The organism is Bradyrhizobium sp. SZCCHNS2022 (assembly GCF_032377575.1).
Taxonomy (GTDB): domain Bacteria; phylum Pseudomonadota; class Alphaproteobacteria; order Rhizobiales; family Xanthobacteraceae; genus Bradyrhizobium; species Bradyrhizobium aeschynomenes.
In genome coordinates, this window is record NZ_JAUHHZ010000001.1 from 6,018,464 (window position 1) to 6,036,039 (window position 17,576).

13 protein-coding genes and 1 riboswitch are annotated in these 17,576 nt (G+C 67.5%); of the genes, 3 read left to right on the forward strand and 10 right to left on the reverse strand.

Annotated elements, in window-relative coordinates:
• Positions 1-30 precede the first annotated feature (30 nt).
• Both QXZ94_RS26950 and QXZ94_RS26955 read right to left on the reverse strand, forming a co-directional pair.
• Positions 31-1,377 (reverse strand): MATE family efflux transporter, encoded by a 1,347-nt coding sequence (locus QXZ94_RS26950; protein WP_315723497.1) that lies wholly within the window; start codon positions 1,375-1,377, stop codon positions 31-33.
• A 110-nt stretch (positions 1,378-1,487) separates the two neighbouring features.
• Positions 1,488-2,060, reverse strand: coding sequence for a DUF2239 family protein (locus QXZ94_RS26955; RefSeq protein WP_315723499.1), 573 nt, complete (start codon positions 2,058-2,060; stop codon positions 1,488-1,490).
• Positions 2,061-2,226: 166 nt separating this feature from the next.
• Here QXZ94_RS26955 and QXZ94_RS26960 point away from each other — a divergent pair, with 166 nt between their 5' ends.
• Positions 2,227-2,892: a glutathione S-transferase gene (locus tag QXZ94_RS26960; RefSeq protein ID WP_315723501.1), complete on the forward strand. Its 666-nt coding sequence runs from the start codon at positions 2,227-2,229 to the stop codon at positions 2,890-2,892.
• A 3-nt stretch (positions 2,893-2,895) separates the two neighbouring features.
• Here QXZ94_RS26960 and QXZ94_RS26965 read toward each other — a convergent pair whose 3' ends face one another.
• Entirely contained in the window at positions 2,896-4,392 is a 1,497-nt protein-coding gene (locus tag QXZ94_RS26965; RefSeq protein ID WP_315723503.1) for a serine hydrolase, read from the reverse strand.
• A gap of 94 nt (positions 4,393-4,486) precedes the next feature.
• The gene (ggt, locus tag QXZ94_RS26970) at positions 4,487-6,193 is read right to left on the reverse strand and encodes a gamma-glutamyltransferase (RefSeq protein ID WP_315723505.1); all 1,707 of its coding nucleotides are present in this window, start codon (positions 6,191-6,193) and stop codon (positions 4,487-4,489) included.
• A 163-nt stretch (positions 6,194-6,356) separates the two neighbouring features.
• On the opposite strand from ggt, the gene QXZ94_RS26975 reads away from it, so the two are divergent.
• Positions 6,357-7,766, forward strand: a complete 1,410-nt coding sequence (locus tag QXZ94_RS26975; RefSeq protein ID WP_315723507.1) for an MFS transporter — start codon at positions 6,357-6,359, stop codon at positions 7,764-7,766.
• A gap of 130 nt (positions 7,767-7,896) precedes the next feature.
• Here the strand turns inward: QXZ94_RS26975 and purH are convergent, their stop codons facing one another.
• The 3 genes from purH to QXZ94_RS26990 all read right to left on the reverse strand — a co-directional run bounded on the left by purH (position 7,897) and on the right by QXZ94_RS26990 (position 13,051).
• Positions 7,897-9,489 (reverse strand): bifunctional phosphoribosylaminoimidazolecarboxamide formyltransferase/IMP cyclohydrolase, encoded by a 1,593-nt coding sequence (gene purH, locus QXZ94_RS26980; protein WP_315723509.1) that lies wholly within the window; start codon positions 9,487-9,489, stop codon positions 7,897-7,899.
• Positions 9,490-9,515: 26 nt separating this feature from the next.
• Positions 9,516-9,596, reverse strand: a riboswitch (ZMP/ZTP riboswitch).
• A 143-nt stretch (positions 9,597-9,739) separates the two neighbouring features.
• Complete coding sequence (locus QXZ94_RS26985; RefSeq protein WP_315723511.1) at positions 9,740-11,431, reverse strand: heparinase II/III family protein; 1,692 nt, start codon at positions 11,429-11,431, stop codon at positions 9,740-9,742.
• Between the two features lie 267 nt (positions 11,432-11,698).
• On the reverse strand, positions 11,699-13,051 hold the full coding sequence (locus QXZ94_RS26990; protein ID WP_315723513.1) for an RsmB/NOP family class I SAM-dependent RNA methyltransferase: 1,353 nt from the start codon (positions 13,049-13,051) through the stop codon (positions 11,699-11,701).
• A gap of 196 nt (positions 13,052-13,247) precedes the next feature.
• Here QXZ94_RS26990 and QXZ94_RS26995 point away from each other — a divergent pair, with 196 nt between their 5' ends.
• A complete protein-coding gene (locus QXZ94_RS26995) occupies positions 13,248-13,514 on the forward strand; it encodes a DUF1674 domain-containing protein (protein WP_315723515.1) in 267 nt (88 codons plus the stop codon).
• A gap of 132 nt (positions 13,515-13,646) precedes the next feature.
• On the opposite strand, the gene cysC is transcribed toward QXZ94_RS26995, so the two are convergent.
• From cysC to QXZ94_RS27010, 3 genes are read right to left on the reverse strand one after another with little or no spacing between them, the layout of a single operon-like run.
• Positions 13,647-15,542 carry an adenylyl-sulfate kinase gene (gene cysC / locus QXZ94_RS27000; RefSeq protein ID WP_315723517.1) on the reverse strand — a complete coding sequence of 632 codons (1,896 nt, stop codon included), beginning with the start codon at positions 15,540-15,542 and terminating at the stop codon, positions 13,647-13,649.
• Positions 15,542-16,513, reverse strand: a complete 972-nt coding sequence (gene cysD, locus QXZ94_RS27005; RefSeq protein WP_315723519.1) for a sulfate adenylyltransferase subunit CysD — start codon at positions 16,511-16,513, stop codon at positions 15,542-15,544. Before cysD ends, cysC begins: the two co-directional genes overlap by 1 nt.
• Positions 16,510-17,529 carry a sulfotransferase family protein gene (locus QXZ94_RS27010; RefSeq protein WP_315723521.1) on the reverse strand — a complete coding sequence of 340 codons (1,020 nt, stop codon included), beginning with the start codon at positions 17,527-17,529 and terminating at the stop codon, positions 16,510-16,512. The genes cysD and QXZ94_RS27010 overlap by 4 nt, the downstream gene beginning before the upstream one ends.
• Positions 17,530-17,576: the final 47 nt, after the last annotated feature.

The following is a 17,576-nucleotide window of genomic DNA, read 5'->3' on the forward strand; positions in this document are numbered from 1 at the left end:
TGCAGCCGGCGGCATGCAGCCGCCGGCGCCTCAGATCATCCGCTCCACCGTCCGCTTACGCCAGACCAGCAGATAATAGCTCATCTGCAGCAGCATCATGGTTGCAAACGTGATGGGATAGGCGAGCCAGACCCCGTCGAGGCCGATGCTGCGGCTGAGCCACGTCGCGACCGGCACCTCGATGGCGATGATGGAGAAGGCCGAGATCGCCAGCGGCATCCACACCGTGCCGCCCGCGCGCATCGCCGCGGAGAACGTGGTCGACAGCCCGAACAGCACCGAGCTCCATAGGACGATGTGCAGCGAGCGCTGCGCCACCTCGATCACGGCGGGGTCGGTGATGAACAGCCCCATCAGGCTGCGCGAGAACAGATAGCCGAGTGCGACCAGGCCGCCGGTCAGCACCACGTTCATCTCGACCCCGGTGCGCACGATGCGGCCGATCTGCGCCGCGTTGCCACGGCCGATCGCCTGGGCGCCGAAGATCGAGACCGAGATCGCGATCGACAGCGCCGGAAACTGCACATAGCCGAGAACCTGGTTGACCGCGCCATAGGCCGCCGTGGCGTCCGAGCCGAAGCCGTTGACGAGCCCGATCAGAACCATCTCCGCCAGCGACATCACGATCATGCCGATGGCCGCGGGAATGCCGAGCCGCAGCACGATGCGCAGCAGCCTGGGATCGGGCCGCATCCCCCTGAGAAACGCCGCATCGATCGCCAGCGGATGCTTGCGCCGGCGCAGATGGAGATGGAGCAGGGTGAGCGTCAGCAGCGTCGAGATCGCCGAGGCCCAGGCCGCACTGGCGACGCCGAGTTGAGGCGCGCCGAACCAGCCGCGGATGAACACCGGCGTCAGCACCAGCCCGAGCAGGGTCGAGGCGGCCAGCGCGGCGAGCGGGGTCACGGTATCGCCGACCGCGCGCAGCTGCGACGACAGCATGATGTAGGCAAATGTCAGCGGCATCGTGATCATCATGATGCGGGCGTAGCTCGTGGCGGCATCGAGAATGTTGGCGGGCGTGGCGAGCGCGGTCAGCAGCTCGCGGCTGTAGAGGCCGCCGAGCGCGATCAGGCCGGCGAGCAGCAGCGTGACGGTCAACGTCGTGCCGGCAATCGCCTTCACCTTCAGGATCTCCTTGGCGCCCCAGGCCTGGCCGATCAAGACGCTGGCGCCGGAGCCGAGACCCATGACGAAGGCGACGAAGAAGAACATCGCCGGGAAGAACACGGACACCGCGGCGAGTGCGTCGACGCCGATCATCTGGCCGAGATAGACGTTGTTGATGGTGCCGAACAGCGATTGCAGGATGTTGCTCAGCATCATCGGCGCGAGAAACGTCAGGAACGGCTTGCGGAGAGGCGCGGGAGTTGACACGGCATGGGTCCGTCGGCCGACCTGCGATCGAGGCGCAGCCGCGTTGAAGGAATTGAAGCGAGAGCGGGCCGCGGACGGCCGCTCTCGCTGGCGCTCTTGGTCAGCGGCACTCAGTCCGCGCGGTGGCGATGGGCGAGCGCCACGACATGGTCGCGGATGTCGGTCGGCCAGTCCGCGATCAGGGCGGCGAGGCGGCCGAGATCCTCGGCGAAGAGCGCCCGCGACGCCTCCTCGAACCCCGGCAGGTCGCTGCCGATCGCCGACATCACATGATAGGCGGCATCGCGGGCCTCGCGGGCACGATCCTTGTCGCCGCTGGCGCGGCGGGCCTCGTGCACCAGCTTGCGCAGCGCCACCGAGGCGCCGCCCGGCTGGGCGCTCAGCCATTCCCAGTGCTGCGGCAGCAGCGTGACCTCGCGGGCGACGACGCCGAGCTTCGGCCGGCCGCGACCGCGCGGCTCGCTCGGCGGCTCGTCGGCGGCGGCCCGCGTGTCCGCGGGGAGGCGCGCCAGGATCTCCCGATCGCTGCCTCGCAGATCGAGGTCGATCGGACGTCCGGTGCGGTCGCTGAGGATCGTCACCGCCGCGGTCGTCGCAGGGCCGTGCTTCAGCGCCAGCGCGACCTTGGGGAGCGGCCCGGCCGCAATGCGGGTGTGGCCGGCAAAGGCGGTGTAGGTATCCATGTTCGTCAATCCCTTCGGAAGAGCTCAATTAAACCCGGATAAAAATATTTGTCAATATTACCCGGGTAAATAGACGGACATTCTGGGACGCATCCCACGCCTCGCCGAAGCCGTTCCGTCCTGCTACGGAACACCGCCTGCCACTCGATCTCTCCCTGGGGCCTCTATGCTGACCGTTCATCATCTCAACAACTCCCGCTCGCAACGTGTGCTCTGGCTGCTCGAGGAACTCGGCGTGCCCTATGAGATCATCCGCTACGAGCGCCAGCCTGACATGCGCGCGCCAAAGGAGCTGCGCGCGATTCATCCGCTCGGCAAGTCACCCGTGATCACGGACAACGGCAACACGGTCGCGGAATCCGGCGCCATCGTCGAATACCTGATCGAGACCTACGGCAATGGGCGGCTGATCCCGCCGCCGAAGACGCCGGAGCGGCTGCGCTATTCATACTGGCTGCACTATGCCGAGGGCTCGGCGATGCCGCTGCTGCTGCTCAAGCTGCTGTTCAACATCATGCCCAAGCGGGCCCCCGCCCTGCTGCGTCCGCTGGTGCGCAAGGTCTCCAACCAGGCGCTGACGACCCTGGTCAATCCGCAGCTCAAGCAGCATATGGCGTTCTGGGAGAGCGAGCTGCGGACCAGCGACTGGTTCGCCGGCAACGACTTCACCGCCGCCGACATCCAGATGAGCTTTCCGCTGCAGGCGGCCGCGGCGCGCGGCGGGCTGGAGCAGGGCCATCCGCGCGCGATGGACTGGCTCGCCCGGATCGAGGCGCGGCCGGCTTACAAGATCGCGCTGGAAAAAGGCGGGCCCTACGAAGTGGGTCGCTGAACACTACTTCGCGGCGGTCGCAGGCGATTCGGTCGCGGCGATCACCTCGCGCACCAGCCGCGCGACCCCCTTGATGTCGCCGTCAGGATCGACGGAATCGCCGAGCCGGACCACGACCATGTGCTGGCTCGGCATGATCACCAGGCGCTGGCCGAGCAGGCCGAAGGCGAAGAAGGCGTCTGCGGGAATGCCGGCGCGGGCGCGGCCCAGCGCGTTGGCGTGCTGGCTGCGATTGGTCCACAGCCCGGCGCCATAGTCGGTGTCGAGGGTTGCGGTCGCCGACATCGCCACCCACCCCTCGGGCAGGATCCGCATCTTGCCGGCGACGCCATCGCCAAGATACAGCAGCCCAAGTCTCGCCCAGTCGCGCGCGCTCGCCAGCATGTTGGCGTGACCCTGCAACGTTCCGGTGCCGTCATATTGCAGCGTCGCGCTGCGCATGCCGAGCGGGTTGAACAGCTCGCGCCAGGCGAGCTCGATGGCCTGCTCGGGCCCGCCGGCGACATCCCGGACGATGCGGGCCAGGATCTGCGTGCTCGCGCTCGAATAGGCCCAGCGCTGACCGGGCGGCGCGATCAACGGCGCATGGACGGCAAAGGCCGCCATGTCACGATGGATCTCCATCTGGCTCGACGGATCGAAGCCCGAATTGGTCTCGTCCAGCGCCAGCCCTGATGTCATGCGCATCAGCTGCTCGATCGTGATCGCGTGCCGGCCATTCCCGGAATCGCGCCATTCCGCGACCGGCGCCGGCATCGACGGGCTGAGCTTGCCCTGCCGCGTGAGAATCCCGAGCAAGGCGTTGGTGACCGTCTTGGTCATCGAGAAGCCGATCAGCGGCGTATCGACGCCGATGTTGGGGGCATAGCGTTCCGCGATCAGCCGGCCGTCCTTGATGACGACGACGGCCTTGGTGCGCCGGAACGGCGGATTGGCCGGCTCCTCGAAGGCGTGATCGAGCGCGGCCTTGAGGGCGGGCTCGGTGGGCTCCACCGCGCTTGGCTGCGCAAAATCAGGCAGCGCCGGCGCCGGACCGGCGGCGCGCAATGCGCCGACGTCGCTGTGCGGCACGTAAGGCGGCTTCTGACCTTGCGGCGAGACGCAGCCGAGCCCGTCATGAAACGTCGCGCGGGTGGCGTGCAGGCCGAGCAGCGAGGCTTCCACCATCCGCATGTCGGTTTCGATGCGGTAGCGCATCACGGCGCGCAAGCGGCGCAGGCCCGGGCGCTCCATCGTTTCCGCGAATACGGTGTGCGGATCGAGGCCCGAGACGAACGTCTTGGCGCAGATCATCTGTGCCACCGCCGTCGTCGCCGCGCGCAGCGCCCGGTCGGGCCGATAGGTCAGCCAGCCCGCCACCAGCAGACCCGCAAACACCAGGAGACCGACCGAAAATCTTCGCAAGTTCACCAGAACGCCTGAATCGTTTCTGCGAGCGAGCCACGCTGCGCCCTGGCATTCTTCTAACCCGGCTTCGGCACCTCGCCAACGGAAGGACACGGTGGAACGCCCCAACGGGGCGGCGGCAAATCGTCATCCGGGGCAACGACATCCGGCATGGCGCGGAACCGCGACGCCGCTATCCGCACTGGCATCAACGCCCGGCGGCGGTCGCGCCCTTGCTGCGCGGATCGGGCGCGCCGACCGGCCCGGCCGGCGTCACCAGGATCGAGTTGGCCGACGTTCGCCCCATCGGCTCCTCGATCTTGTGACCCCGCGCCCGTAGCTCAGCCAGCACATTGTCGGCAAAACCCTTCTCGATCCGCACCTCGTCCGGCATCCATTGATGATGCAGGCGCGGCGCGTTGACCGCCTCGCGAACGTCCATCTGATAGTCGAGCACGTTGACGATCACCTGCAGCACGGTCGAGATGATCCGGCTGCCGCCGGGCGAGCCCGTCACCAGCACCGGCTTGCCGTCCTTCAGCACGATCGTCGGTGACATCGACGACAGCGGCCGCTTGCCCGGCCCCGGCAGATTCGCCTCGAAGCCGACCAGGCCGAAAGCGTTGGAGGCGCCGGGCGCGGCGGTGAAATCGTCGAGCTCGTTGTTGAGCAGCACGCCGGTGCCTTCGGCGACCAGGCCGACGCCATAGGGGAAGTTCAGCGTGTAGGTGTTGCTGACGGCGTTGCCGTCATTGTCGACCACCGAGAAATGCGTCGTGTTGCTGCCCTCGCGGAGCGGCTTGATGTTCAGCACATCACCGGCGCTGGTCGCGCGTGCCGGATCGATGCTGGCGCGCTGCTGCGCCGCATAGTCCTTCGACAGCATCGCGCGCACCGGCGCATCGACGAAAGCGGGATCGCCGAGATAGCGCGCGCGGTCGGCATAAGCGCGCTTCATCGCCTCGACCAGGAGATGCAGCGAGGCCGGCGAGCCCTGCTTCAGCTCGGCGAGCGGAAAGCCCTCGAGGATGTTCAGCATCTCGATCAGCACGGTGCCGCCGGAGGAGGGCAGCGGCATCGAGACGATGTCATGGCCGCGATAGCTGCCGCGCACCGGCGCCCGCAACGCGGGCCGGTAGGACTTCAGATCGGTCGATGTCATGATGCCGCCGGCATCCTGGATGGCCTTGGCGAGCTTGTCGGCGACCGGCCCTTCGTAGAAGCCGCGCGGTCCCTGCTCGGCGACGGCGGTGAGCGTCGCGGCGAGGTCGCGCTGGATCAGCCGGTCGCCTTCCTTGAGCACCGTCCCATCGGGACGCATGAAGATCGCCGCGGAGGATTTCCACTTCGCCAGTCGCGGCGCCATCATCGGCAGCGTGACCGCGACGTCGTCGGCAACGGGGATGCCGTCGCGCGCCAGCACGATCGCCGGATGCACCAGTTGCGCCAGCGTGAACTTTCCCGAGCCGTATTTCTCCAGCGCCAAAGCCAGCCCGGCGACCGATCCGGGCACGCCGATCGACAGCGCCGAATCGCGCGACTTGCCGATGTCGGGCTTGCCGTCGGCGCCGAGGAAGATGTCGCGCGTGATGGCGGCAGGGCCGGTCTCGCGATAGTCGATCGCGATGTCCTCATTGGACTTGGCAAGGTGAATGACCATGAAGCCGCCGCCGCCGATGTTGCCGGCGACCGGATAGGTCACCGCCATCGCGAAGCCGGTGGCGACTGCGGCATCGACCGCGTTGCCGCCGAGTGCGAGGATGCGCTGGCCGACCTCGGCCGCAATCCGCTCCTGCGCCACCACCATGCCATGCGCAGGCGGATCGGCCGGCAACGCAACGTTCGGCGGCAGCGGGATGTCGATGCCCTGCGCATCCAGCGCGCGTGCCGGCGGGCCACCGGCCAGCAACAGCATGAAACCTGCCGACGCCATCAGGCCCGAAAGGAGTCGTCGTCGATCAAACGTGAACGTGGACATGGAGATTCTGCCGCTGCTGACATCCGCCTGGGACGATCGGATGTTATAGGGCCGCGTCGCCGGCGTAAAACGCGACACCGTGATCCCAGGGGATTTTCGCATGGCCGTCACCACGATCGAGACCACCGATGCGGCTGACGGCCGAACCTATCCGGGACGGGCGGCCGTCGTCAGCTGGATCTTCTTCGATTGGGCCACGCAGCCCTACTTCACGCTGATCACGACCTTCGTCTTCGCGCCCTATTTCGCCGCCCACGTCGCGCCCGATGCGGCGAGCGGTCAGGCGCTGTGGGGCTTTGCCACGGCCGCGGCCGGCATCGTCATCGCGCTGCTGTCACCGCTGCTCGGCGCCATCGCCGATGCGACCGGACGGCGCAAGCCGTGGATTGCCGCGTTCGGGGCGATGCTGGTGATCGGCTCCGGCCTGATGTGGATCGGGCGGCCCGGCGCACCCGAACTGATTCCGCCGCTGCTCGCGGCCTACGTGATCGCCACCATCGGCGTCGAGTTCGCGACCGTGTTCAACAATGCGATGATGCCGACCCTGGTGCCGCCGGAGCGCATCGGCCGCCTGTCCGGCACCGGCTGGGCCACCGGCTATGTCGGCGGCATTCTCTCGCTGATCATCGTGCTCGGCTTTCTCGCGGCGAATCCGGACAGCGGCCGCACCTTGTTCGGACTCACGCCGCTGTTCGGGCTCGATCCGGCGACGCATGAGGGCGACCGCATCTCCGGGCCGCTCACCGGCCTCTGGCTCATCGTCTTCGTACTGCCGATGTTTCTGTTCACGCCGGATTTTCCGGCGCGGCACCGGCTCGGCGCGGCCGTGCGCGAAGGCCTCGATCAATTGACGAAGACGTTGCGCAGCCTGCCGCAGCAGCGCGACATCGCGCTGTTCCTGCTCGCGAACATGATCTACACCGACGGCCTGGTGTCGCTGTTCGCATTCGGCGGCATCTATGCCGCGGGGACGTTCGGCTGGAACACGATCCAGATCGGCACTTTCGGCATCATCCTCGCCGCCGCCGGCACGTTCGGCGGCTGGCTCGGCGGCAAGCTCGATGATCGGCTCGGGCCGAAGCGGGTGATCGCCGGCAGCATGAGCCTGCTGCTGCTCGCGATCATCGCGATTCTCCTGGTCAGCCGGGATTCGATCCTGTTCATTCCGGTGGCGCCGGCCTCGCCCGGAGGCCCGCTGTTCGGCTCGTGGCCCGAGCGCGCCTACCTGCTGCTCGGCTGCATCATCGGGGCCTGCGGCGCGCCGCTGCAGGCGGCCTCGCGCTCGCTGCTGATCCGGATGGTGCCGCGCGACCGTGTCGCGCAGTATTTCGGCCTGTTCGCGCTGACGGGCAAGGTCACGTCATTCATCGGCCCGCTGCTGATCGGCATCATCACCGCGGCGACCGCGAGCCAGAAGGCCGGCATGGCCGCGCTGGTGCTGTTCTTCGCGACGGGGTTGATCCTGCTGGCGCGCGTCAACGTAGATCGACGTGCAGGGCAGGGCGCGTGACACTTGCCCCGCCGTCATTCCGGGGCGCCCGGAGGGCGAGCCCGGAATCCATACTCACGATCGTGGTTATGGATTCCGGTCCTGCGCCTTGCGGCGCATCCCGGAACGACGGCGAAGAGTATGGTCGCAATCAGTGCCGGAAATGCCGGACGCCGGTCAGCACCATCGCGATGCCGTGCTCGTCGGCGGCCTTGATGACCTCGTCGTCGCGCACCGATCCACCCGGCTGGATGACGGCGGTGGCGCCGGCCTCGATGCAGGCCAGCATGCCGTCGGCGAATGGGAAGAATGCGTCGGAGGCGACCACCGAGCCCTTGGTCAGCGGCTCGGCGAGCTTCAGCTCCGTCGCGGCATCGAGCGCCTTGCGGGCGGCGATGCGCGCCGAATCGACCCGGCTCATTTGTCCGGCACCGATGCCGACGGTCGCCGAGTCCTTGGCATAGACGATGGTGTTGGACTTCACATGCTTGGCGACGCGGAAGGCGAAGCGCAGGTCGCGCAACTCGGCGTCGGTCGGCGCGCGCTTGGTCACGACCTTCAGCGTCATGTCGTCGACCACGGCGTTGTCACGGCTCTGCACCAGCATCCCGCCGGCGACGGTCTTGGCCGTGAGGCCGGCCTCGCGCGGATCGGGCAGCGCGCCGGCCAGCAGCAGCCGCAGGTTCTTGCGGCCGGCGATGATCGCGATGGCCTCCTCGGTCGCATCGGGCGCGATGATCACCTCGGTGAAGATACCGGTAATGGCGCGCGCAGTGGCTGCGTCGAGCTTGCGGTTCATCGCGATGATGCCGCCGAACGCCGAGGTCGAATCGCAGGCCAGCGCCTTCTGGTAGGCGGTGACGAGGTCCGAGCCTTCGGCCACGCCGCACGGATTGGCGTGCTTGACGATGACGCAGGCCGCGGTGCGCGCCGGGTCGAACTCGGCGATGCACTCATAGGCCGCATCGGTGTCGTTGATGTTGTTGTAGGACAGCTCCTTGCCCTGCAGCTGGCGCGCGGTGGCGACGCCGGGGCGCCGTCCGGGCAGCGCGTAGAACGCCGCGTGCTGATGCGGGTTCTCGCCATAGCGCAGCGACTGGATCAGCTTGCCGCCGAAGGCACGATAGTCCGGCGCATCGTTCTGGATGGTGTCGGCGAACCAGTTCGAGATCGCCGCGTCATAGGCGGCGGTGCGCGCATAGGCCTTGGCGGCGAGCCGGCGGCGCAGCAGCAGCGTGGTCGAGCCATCGTGGCGCGCGAGGTCCTCGAGCACGGCCTCGTAGTCGTTGACGTCGACGACGACGGCGACGTCCTCGTGGTTCTTCGACGCCGCCCGGATCATCGCCGGGCCGCCGATGTCGATGTTCTCGATGCAGTCGCTGAACGGGGCGCCGCGCTCGACCGTGGCCTCGAACGGGTAGAGATTGACGACGAGCAGGTCGATCGGCGCGATGCCGTGGGTCTTCATCGCCTCGGTGTGCTCGTCATTGCCGCGGATCGCGAGCAGACCGCCATGGACCTTCGGATGCAGCGTCTTGACGCGGCCGTCCATCATCTCGGGAAAGCCGGTGAGGTCGGAGACGTCCTTCACCTTCAGGCCGGCGTCGGCGATGGCCTTGGCGGTGCCGCCGGTGGAGATCAATTCCACGCCGCGCGCGGCGAGTGCGCGCGCGAAGTCGGCGAGGCGCGTCTTGTCGGAAACGGACAGGAGAGCACGACGAACGGGACGAAGCTGATTGGTCATGGCGGGCAGAATCCTTGTGCAGGAGGTTCAGTTGCCCAGGCGCACGGCGGTCGATCCCGCGCTCCCCGATGGTGCTCCATCCAAAGTCGCCAGTCGCGCGAGAGCCGGGCTCATACCAGCTTTTGCCGGCGGCGACAACGGGGCGCTCCTGCCGCTGCGCCGTCATCGAGATTCCGGGTTCAAGGCCTGCGGCCTTGCCCCGGAATGACGGTGTTTGTCGCAGGCTCAGTGAACCCGCCGATGCTGCGGTCTACAGCGGCAGCTCCGGCTCGCGCCGTGCGTTCCTCCGCGCGTTGGTCTCGCTCGGCGAGGTCGACGAGCGGACGAAGCTCCAGCGGATGGAGGGGGCCTGCTGGGCGTCCTGGCGGATCACGAGCTGGGTGGTGCGGCGCGGGCCGTCATTGCCGGCGAGGAACACGCTGTCCTCGAGGTCGACGCGGTCCTCGAAGGTCTCGAAGGTCCAGACCTCGCGATTGGGCAGCACCAGCATGGCGCCGCGGCCGTCGCTGAGCCGGCTGGCTTTCACCGCGGGATGCAGATGAAAGCGCAGCGTGTAGTCCGAGCCGCCGCCGCGCAGCCGCGCACCTTGCGCCGGCGTCACGGTGTCCTCGCCGTCGAGCCGCGCGCCGTCCTCGGCGGCGACCAGCACCCGGCGATGGATCAGGCCGAACTTGGCGGCGTAGCCGTTGTGCGAGGTCGACAGCACCGTGCCGTCGGGCACGACCTCGCGGAAATTCTCCACCCGCGTCGGGCCCGACACGATCGGCGCGCCGTGCAGCAGGCGCTTCATCGCCGACATCTCGACGAAGGTGCAGGACGAGGTGTTGTGATAGGTGAGCGTCGAATGCGCCACCGTTGAGCGCGCGAAGGTGCGCCAGTTGTCACGCCCGGTGGACGGCATGCCGCAATTGATGATGATGCGGCTCGTCCCCGACGACAGCTCGAAGGCGAGGCAGCCGGCATGCGCCTCGTGGCTGAGATGCGGCGGCGGCGGGGGGCCGGTGTCGACGATGACCGTCATCTGCCCGGCATCGAGGCGCTGGAAGCCGGAATGCGGCATGCTGGCCATCGGCGTGCCGTGCGTGTCGTCATAGGCGAGCAGGGTCGCCAGCAGGTCGGACGGCGTACCGCCCATGCCGTTGAACAGCGCCATGTTGCCGTCGCCATGCCGGAAGAAGCGCAGCATCGGCATCATCCGGTCGATGGCGTTGAGCAGCGCCGGGGGCGGGGCGATGTTGCGCGCGGCGAAGGTCTGGCGCAGCGGCAGCAGGTCGATCAGGAGCTCGATCAACGCGCCGGGGTTGCGCGAGACGTGCCCGCCATCGGGCAGGATCTGCCGCTGCAATTCGTCGGAGAGTTTTCGGCTGGCGCTGCGGATGTGCTTGGCCTGGTTGGCGAGGCACAGCGCGGCGTAACACAGTGCGATCAACACCTGCAGCCGTGGCGCTCCGTCCGGGATGTCGATGGTCGAATAGCGCAGATAGCGGATCTCGCGGGTCAGCCCGCGCAGATAGCGGCGGTAGAACTTGCCGTCGGAATCGGCGAGCACCAGCGGCGCCTGTGACAGCAGCGAGATCACCCGGCGCGCCAGCACGTCGGCCCGGCGGCTCAGCGGATGACGTCCGATCTGGTTGGTGATCCAGTCGTCGACCAGGGCCCGGGCATTGGCGCGGGTGAGAGCCGTATCGGCTGCGCGAAGATGCCGCAGCCAGCCGAAGCCGAGCAGGGCGACCTCCCAGTCCTCGGACGGCGGCTCCAGGTCGAAGATCGAGCGGCCATGGCAGGTCACGATCTTGCCGGCGAACACGAATCGTCCGGCATAGATCTCGGCCGCCCGGGTGGCGTCGGAGGTGCGCAGGTCATGCGGCGCAATGATGAGCCGATCGGCCCGGCCCGGCCATAATCCGGATACCGATACCGATACGCCGCTGACATTGGACATCAGGCTGCGCGCAAAGCGGCCCAGAACCAACGTCGATATGCGTCTGCGTTGAGCGGCGGACACGCCAAGCCTTAGGTCGAGAGGGGGATTCGGTTGCGGACCCTTAGTAGATCGCAAATGCCGCCGATACACCATTTTTGGCCCCGATGCAGCATCATCGCGGGACCAGAATCTGGTGCAAAATCAGGATTTAACGACTAACGCAACGCCGACGCCCTCAACCTGCTACCGCAAATGAGGCGGTGCACGGCGCGCACGATGACACGCTCAAGGCCGCCGCTCCAGTCTCGCCGCATAAAAACCGTCGAGGCCGCCGAGCCGCGGGTCGGCGTGGGGCAAATGGCACGGCAGGGTGCGCAGGTCGCCGGCCGGCGTCACCAGCTCGGCCAGTCCGGCCACCTCGGCCGGGTCGATCGGAACGCGGCGAAGCTCGGCGCCGCCGGCGAGAACGTGGTCGACCACTTGCTCGCCCTCCTCGGGCTCGAGCGAGCAGGTGCAATAGACCAGGGTTCCGCCCGGCTTGAGCAGGCCTGCCGCCCGGGTCAGCAGCCGGCTCTGGGTGCCGGCCAGCGCGGCGATGTCGGCTTCGCTGCGTAGCCAGCCCACGTCGGGATGGCGGCGGATGGTGCCGGTCGAGGTGCAGGGCGCATCGAGCAGGATGCCGTCGAACCCGCCGCCGTCGGCCGGCTGCCATTCGGCGGCGTCGGCCACGACCGTGTCGGCCGCAAGCTGCAACCGGGTCATGTTGTCCTTCAGCCGGCTCATCCGGGCCGGCGAGCGGTCGACGGCGGTGACCCGGGCGCCGCCATGGGCGAGCTGGGCGGTCTTGCCACCCGGAGCGGCACAGAGGTCGGCCATCGTCTTGCCGGCGACATCGCCGAACAAGCGGGCCGGCAGCGCGGCGGCTGCATCCTGCACCCACCACTGGCCCTCGGCGAAGCCCGGCAGCACCGTCACCGAGCCATGCAGCACGGTGCGCACGGTTCCGGTCGGCAGCACCTCGCCATGTAGCCGGGACGCCCATTGCGCCGGGTCCGACTTGACGGTGAGGTCGAGCGATGGCTCCTGGCCGAGCGCCGCGGCAATGTCCTTGGCGGTCGCCTCGCCGTAATGGTCGGTCCAGCGCTTCAGCAGCCAGGGCGCAATGTCGAGCGGCTGGCCCTTGGCATCGTCGAGCAGGCCCGCGCCCTCGCGGGCGCAGCGCCGCAGCACGGCGTTGACCAGCCCGGCATATTTCGCGGCTCGGCGGTCGGCCTGCACCAGCCGGACCGACAGGTCGACGGCCGCGTGGTCCGGCACGTCCATCCACAGGATCTGGGCGGCGCCGATCAGCAGCGCGCTCTGCGCGCGCGGCGCATCGGTCGGAACGCCGCGGTCGAGCAGCCGCGACAGCACGTGGCCGAGCGTGCCGAGACGGCGCAGCGTGGTGGCGACGAGACGGCGCATCAGCGCGCGGTCACGGTCGGCGAGCTGCTTCAGGCCGGGATGGGCTCCGGCGCCATCGAGCTGGTCGTCGAGCGTGCGGTGCTTGTGCAGAACCCCATCAACGACGTCGGCGGCGATTCGCCGCGCCGCGAGGCCCGGGACTTCGGAAGGAGTCGCAAAACGCGGCGGGGGCATGCCTGGGAATTACTCGCGAAAAGAAGAAAGGCAGTTCCGCGACGATCGGGTGCATGCCATCAGCTTGCGGGTCCTCTGCCACCGGAATATGCCAAATGTAAGAATCGGCTCTGCTTTTATTAGCCCTGTTTTTTCATGGGTGGGCACACGATCTGATGAGGTCGGGAACGAACCGGTTCAATGGTGGAATGGTACGATGAGCAACGAGCCCGAGAACGAGCCCGAGAACGAGCCCAAGAGTGAGCCGAAGCGCAAGCCCGCATTGGCCGTGGTCGCCAGCAACGAGTCGCCACGCAAGCCGTTGACGCCGGCTGCGCAACGCGCACTCGCCGAAGCCGAGGAACGCCGTCGGCTCGCGGCCGAGCAGGCCCAGCCGCGACCGAAGGAGTTGCAGGGTCCCAAGGGGCCGGAGCCGACCCGCTACGGCGACTGGGAACGAAAGGGCATCATCTCGGACTTCTAAAGCCCGATGAGATCAGGATGAATCCCTCATCACGCTTTAGGTTGTGGTTTGCGCATGATCTTCTCGGAAAACCGCTGCGCACTTTTCCGGATCACGCTTTAGCGGGCCGATGCATCGGCAATGGATCGGCGCTCAGACGTAATGATGCTCGCGCAGATGGCGGACGATCAGCTCGGCTGCAGCCTCTGCCGACAGCGCCCCGCCATCGACGGTGATGTCGGGCTTCTCGGGCACCTCGTAGGGCTGGTCGATTCCCGTGAAGTTCGACAATTCGCCGGCGCGCGCCCGCTTGTAGAGGCCCTTGGGATCGCGCGCCTCGCACGTCGAAAGCGGAGTCGCGACATGGATCTCGATGAACTCACCATCGTCGAAGCGCCGGCGCGCCATGTCGCGGTCGGCGCGGAAAGGTGAGATCAGCGACACCAGCGTGATCAGGCCGGCGTCGACGAACAGTGCGGCGATCTCGGTCACCCGGCGAATGTTCTCGACCCTCGCCTCCGACGTGAAGCCGAGATCGCGATTGATGCCGTGGCGAAGATTGTCGCCGTCGAGCAGCATCGTGTGACGGCCGAGCTCGCACAGTCGCCTGTCGACCAGATTGGCGATGGTGGATTTGCCGGCGCCGCTCAATCCGGTGAGCCAGAGCACGCAGGGCTTCTGCTGCTTCAGCCGCGCGCGCATCGATTTGTCGACGTCGAGCGTGTGCCACCTGACGTTCGCCGGCCGCCGCAGCGGCGCATCGACCAGGCCAGCCGCGACCGTCCGACGGCTGAACGGGTCGATCAGGATGAAGCTGCCGAGATCGCGATTGTCGCGATAGGCATCGCAGACCAGCGGCCGATCGAGAACCAGTTCCACACAGCCGATCTCGTTGGCCTCCAGGGTCAGCGCGGATTCCCTTGCCATCGTCTCGATGCAGACGCGATGCTTCATCGTCGAGATCACGGCGCCGATCGACGACGTCCCGGACTTGAGCACATAGCGGCGGCCGCGCCGCATCGCCTCGTCGTCGAACCAGATCAGGTGCGCCGCGATGTGGTCGGTCACCATCGGCGGCGTGCCGGAGGTGAGCACGTCGCCGCGGCTCGCATCGACCTCGTCGGCGAGCAGCAGCGTCACCGACTGTCCCGACACGGCCTGCCGCAGCCGGCCGTCGGCGGTGACGATGCCGGAGACGCGGCTGCGTCGGCCCGAGGGCTGCACGACCACGGGATCACCACAATGGACCGTACCGCCGGCGACGCGGCCGCTGAAGCCGCGAAACTCGGGATTTGGCCGGTTGACCCATTGGACCGGAAAGCGGAATGGCCGGCTCTCGATGCCGTCGGACACGTCGACCGCCTCGAGATGCTCCATCACGCTCGGTCCGTCGTACCACGGCATGCGCGCGCTGTTGCCAAAGACGTTGTCGCCGTCGCACGCCACCACGGGAATGCATTGCACGTCGGCAATTCCGAGCTGCTCGGCCATGGCGCGGAAGGCCACCGAGATTGCAGTGAAGCGGTCGGCGTCGAAGCCGACCAGATCCATCTTGTTGACGGCCACCAGCACGTGACGCACGCCGAGCAGAGCGAGGATATGGCTGTGGCGGCGGGTCTGGCTGACGACGCCCTTGCGGGCGTCGACCAGCACCACGGCGAGCTCGGCATGTGACGCGCCGGTCGCCATGTTGCGGGTGTATTGGACGTGGCCCGGCGTATCGGCGACGACGAAGCGGCGGCGCCGGGTGGCGAAGAAGCGGTAGGCGACGTCGATCGTGATGCCCTGCTCGCGCTCGGCCTGCAGGCCGTCCACCAGCAACGCGAAATCGAGCGCCGGCCCGGCGGTGCCGGCCACCCTGCTGTCGGCGGCGAGGGCGTCGAGCTGGTCGTCGAGCAGCATCTTGGAATCGAACAGCAGCCGTCCCACCAGCGTGCTCTTGCCATCGTCGACGCTGCCGCAGGTGACGAGGCGGAGGGTCGGCTTGTCGTCGGTGTGCGTCCACGCCGACTCGCGCGTCCGGTCCAGGATTGCGGAGTGAGCAGCCATCAGAAATAGCCCTCCACCTTCTTGCGCTCCATCGAGGCGGCGCTGTCGCGATCGATCACGCGGCCCTGCCGCTCGGAGGTGCGCGATGCCGCCATTTCCCGCACGATCGCCGCGAGATCGGACGCCGTCGACGCCGTTGCGCCGGTCAGCGGATAGCAGCCGAGCGTCCGGAACCGGATCGACCGCCATTGCGGGGTCTCACCGGGTTGCAGCGGCATGCGATCGTCGTCGACCATGATCAGCGCGCCGTCGCGTTCGACCACCGGCCGGAGGCTGGCGAAATACAGCGGAACGATGGGAATGGCTTCGAGCTGGATGTAGTTCCAGACGTCGAGCTCGGTCCAGTTCGACAACGGAAACACGCGCATGCTTTCGCCGGGGGCGAGCAGAGTGTTGTACAGATTCCACAGCTCGGGCCGCTGGTTCTTCGGATCCCAGCGATGGGTGACACTGCGATGGGAGAAGATGCGCTCCTTGGCGCGCGATTTTTCCTCGTCGCGGCGCGCGCCGCCGATGGCGGCGTCGAAGCCGTGCATCTCCAGCGCCTGGCGCAAGGCCTGGGTCTTCATCACGTCCGTGTAGAGCGCCGAGCCGTGGACGAAGGGGCTGATCTCCTGGGAAAGGCCCTCCGGGTTGACGTGCACGAGAAGCTCGAGCCCGAGCTCGCGGACGCGCTGGTCGCGGAATGCGATCATCTCGCGGAACTTCCAGGTCGTGTCGATGTGCAGCAGCGGAAATGGCGGCTTGGCCGGATGGAATGCCTTCATGGCGAGGTGCAGAAGCACCGAGGAATCCTTGCCGATCGAATACAGCATCACCGGCTTGCGGAATTCGGCCGCGACCTCGCGCAGGATGGCGATGCTCTCGGCTTCCAGCCGGCGCAGATGGCTGAGCGCCGAAGGTTGCGTCCCAGCCGCCGACGGCCGGAGGGCGGATGCGCCTCCGGCGGAGTAGTGACTTGGACCGTTCATGCAGCCACTCCCGCACGATCGCCGAACAGGCGCGCCGACGTCGCCGCGTTCAGGCCGAGGTCGCGAATGCAGGCAGCGACCGAGTCGCGATAGACGGCATTGACGCCGCAGCGCTCCAGCACGCCGAGCTGTGCATCGGTCAGCGTGCTGGTCGGGCGAGACTGATAGCGGTAGGCGCTGTCGGAGGTGTGGAGGTTGGGCACCTTGTAGATCGCCGCCTCGGTCGGGAAAATGACGCGTGCGTTGGTCCCGTGCCCTTGCTCCGGCTGCTGCCAGGAGGTGACGGCGTCCTCGGCAAAGCAGCCCGACAGAGCGAGGCGGTCGAACAGCACGCGGATCGATGAGATCGGCTCCTTGCTGACCTCGTAGACATAGTGCGTGACTGCGACGTCCTGCTCGCTGGCGTAGCTGCAAACCCGCGCTGCGCTGAGCGCCGCGATGACGTAGTGCGCCAGCAAGGTGGCTTCCGAAGCGCGCGAGATCAGCTTGTCGAGCCAGGACGCCAGCGCGCTGGCCGGCTCGCGGTCGAGCGCGATGAGATGCAGCCGGTCCGGCGGATAGCCGGCGTCGATCAGCAGCTTCAGAGGATTGAACAGGCTCTCCGCAAGAACGTAGGGCCCGATCGTTTCCTTGCTGAAGATGCGCGGCGTGTCGCTCGCCGAGGGCACGATCCAGGGCGACAGGGGTTGGCCCACCTGCGCATCGCGCAACATCGCTTTCAGCGGCTGGTAGTATGACGGCATGCCTGTCATGCCGAACAGGTTGCTCAGCGCTGTCGATCCGACCCGCGCCTTGCCGCAGGCGAAGTAGAGCATTGGGAAGTCCCCGGCCGCGCGAGTCCGGAAGCTCTCGGCGAGGCAGTCCGTCACCTCGCGCATCAGGGTTTCGAGCGTCGTGGTCCGGGTCTGGAACGCGCCGACCGGCGACAGGGTCATGGTGTCGAGCGATCGATGATCGTGCCGGATCAGGTCGGCCATCAGTTCGATCGAGCCGGCAGTGGTCATGTCGAAAATCATGAGCTTGCTCCTGGGTGAGCTTGAAAAAGGATTAAAAGAAACGGCCT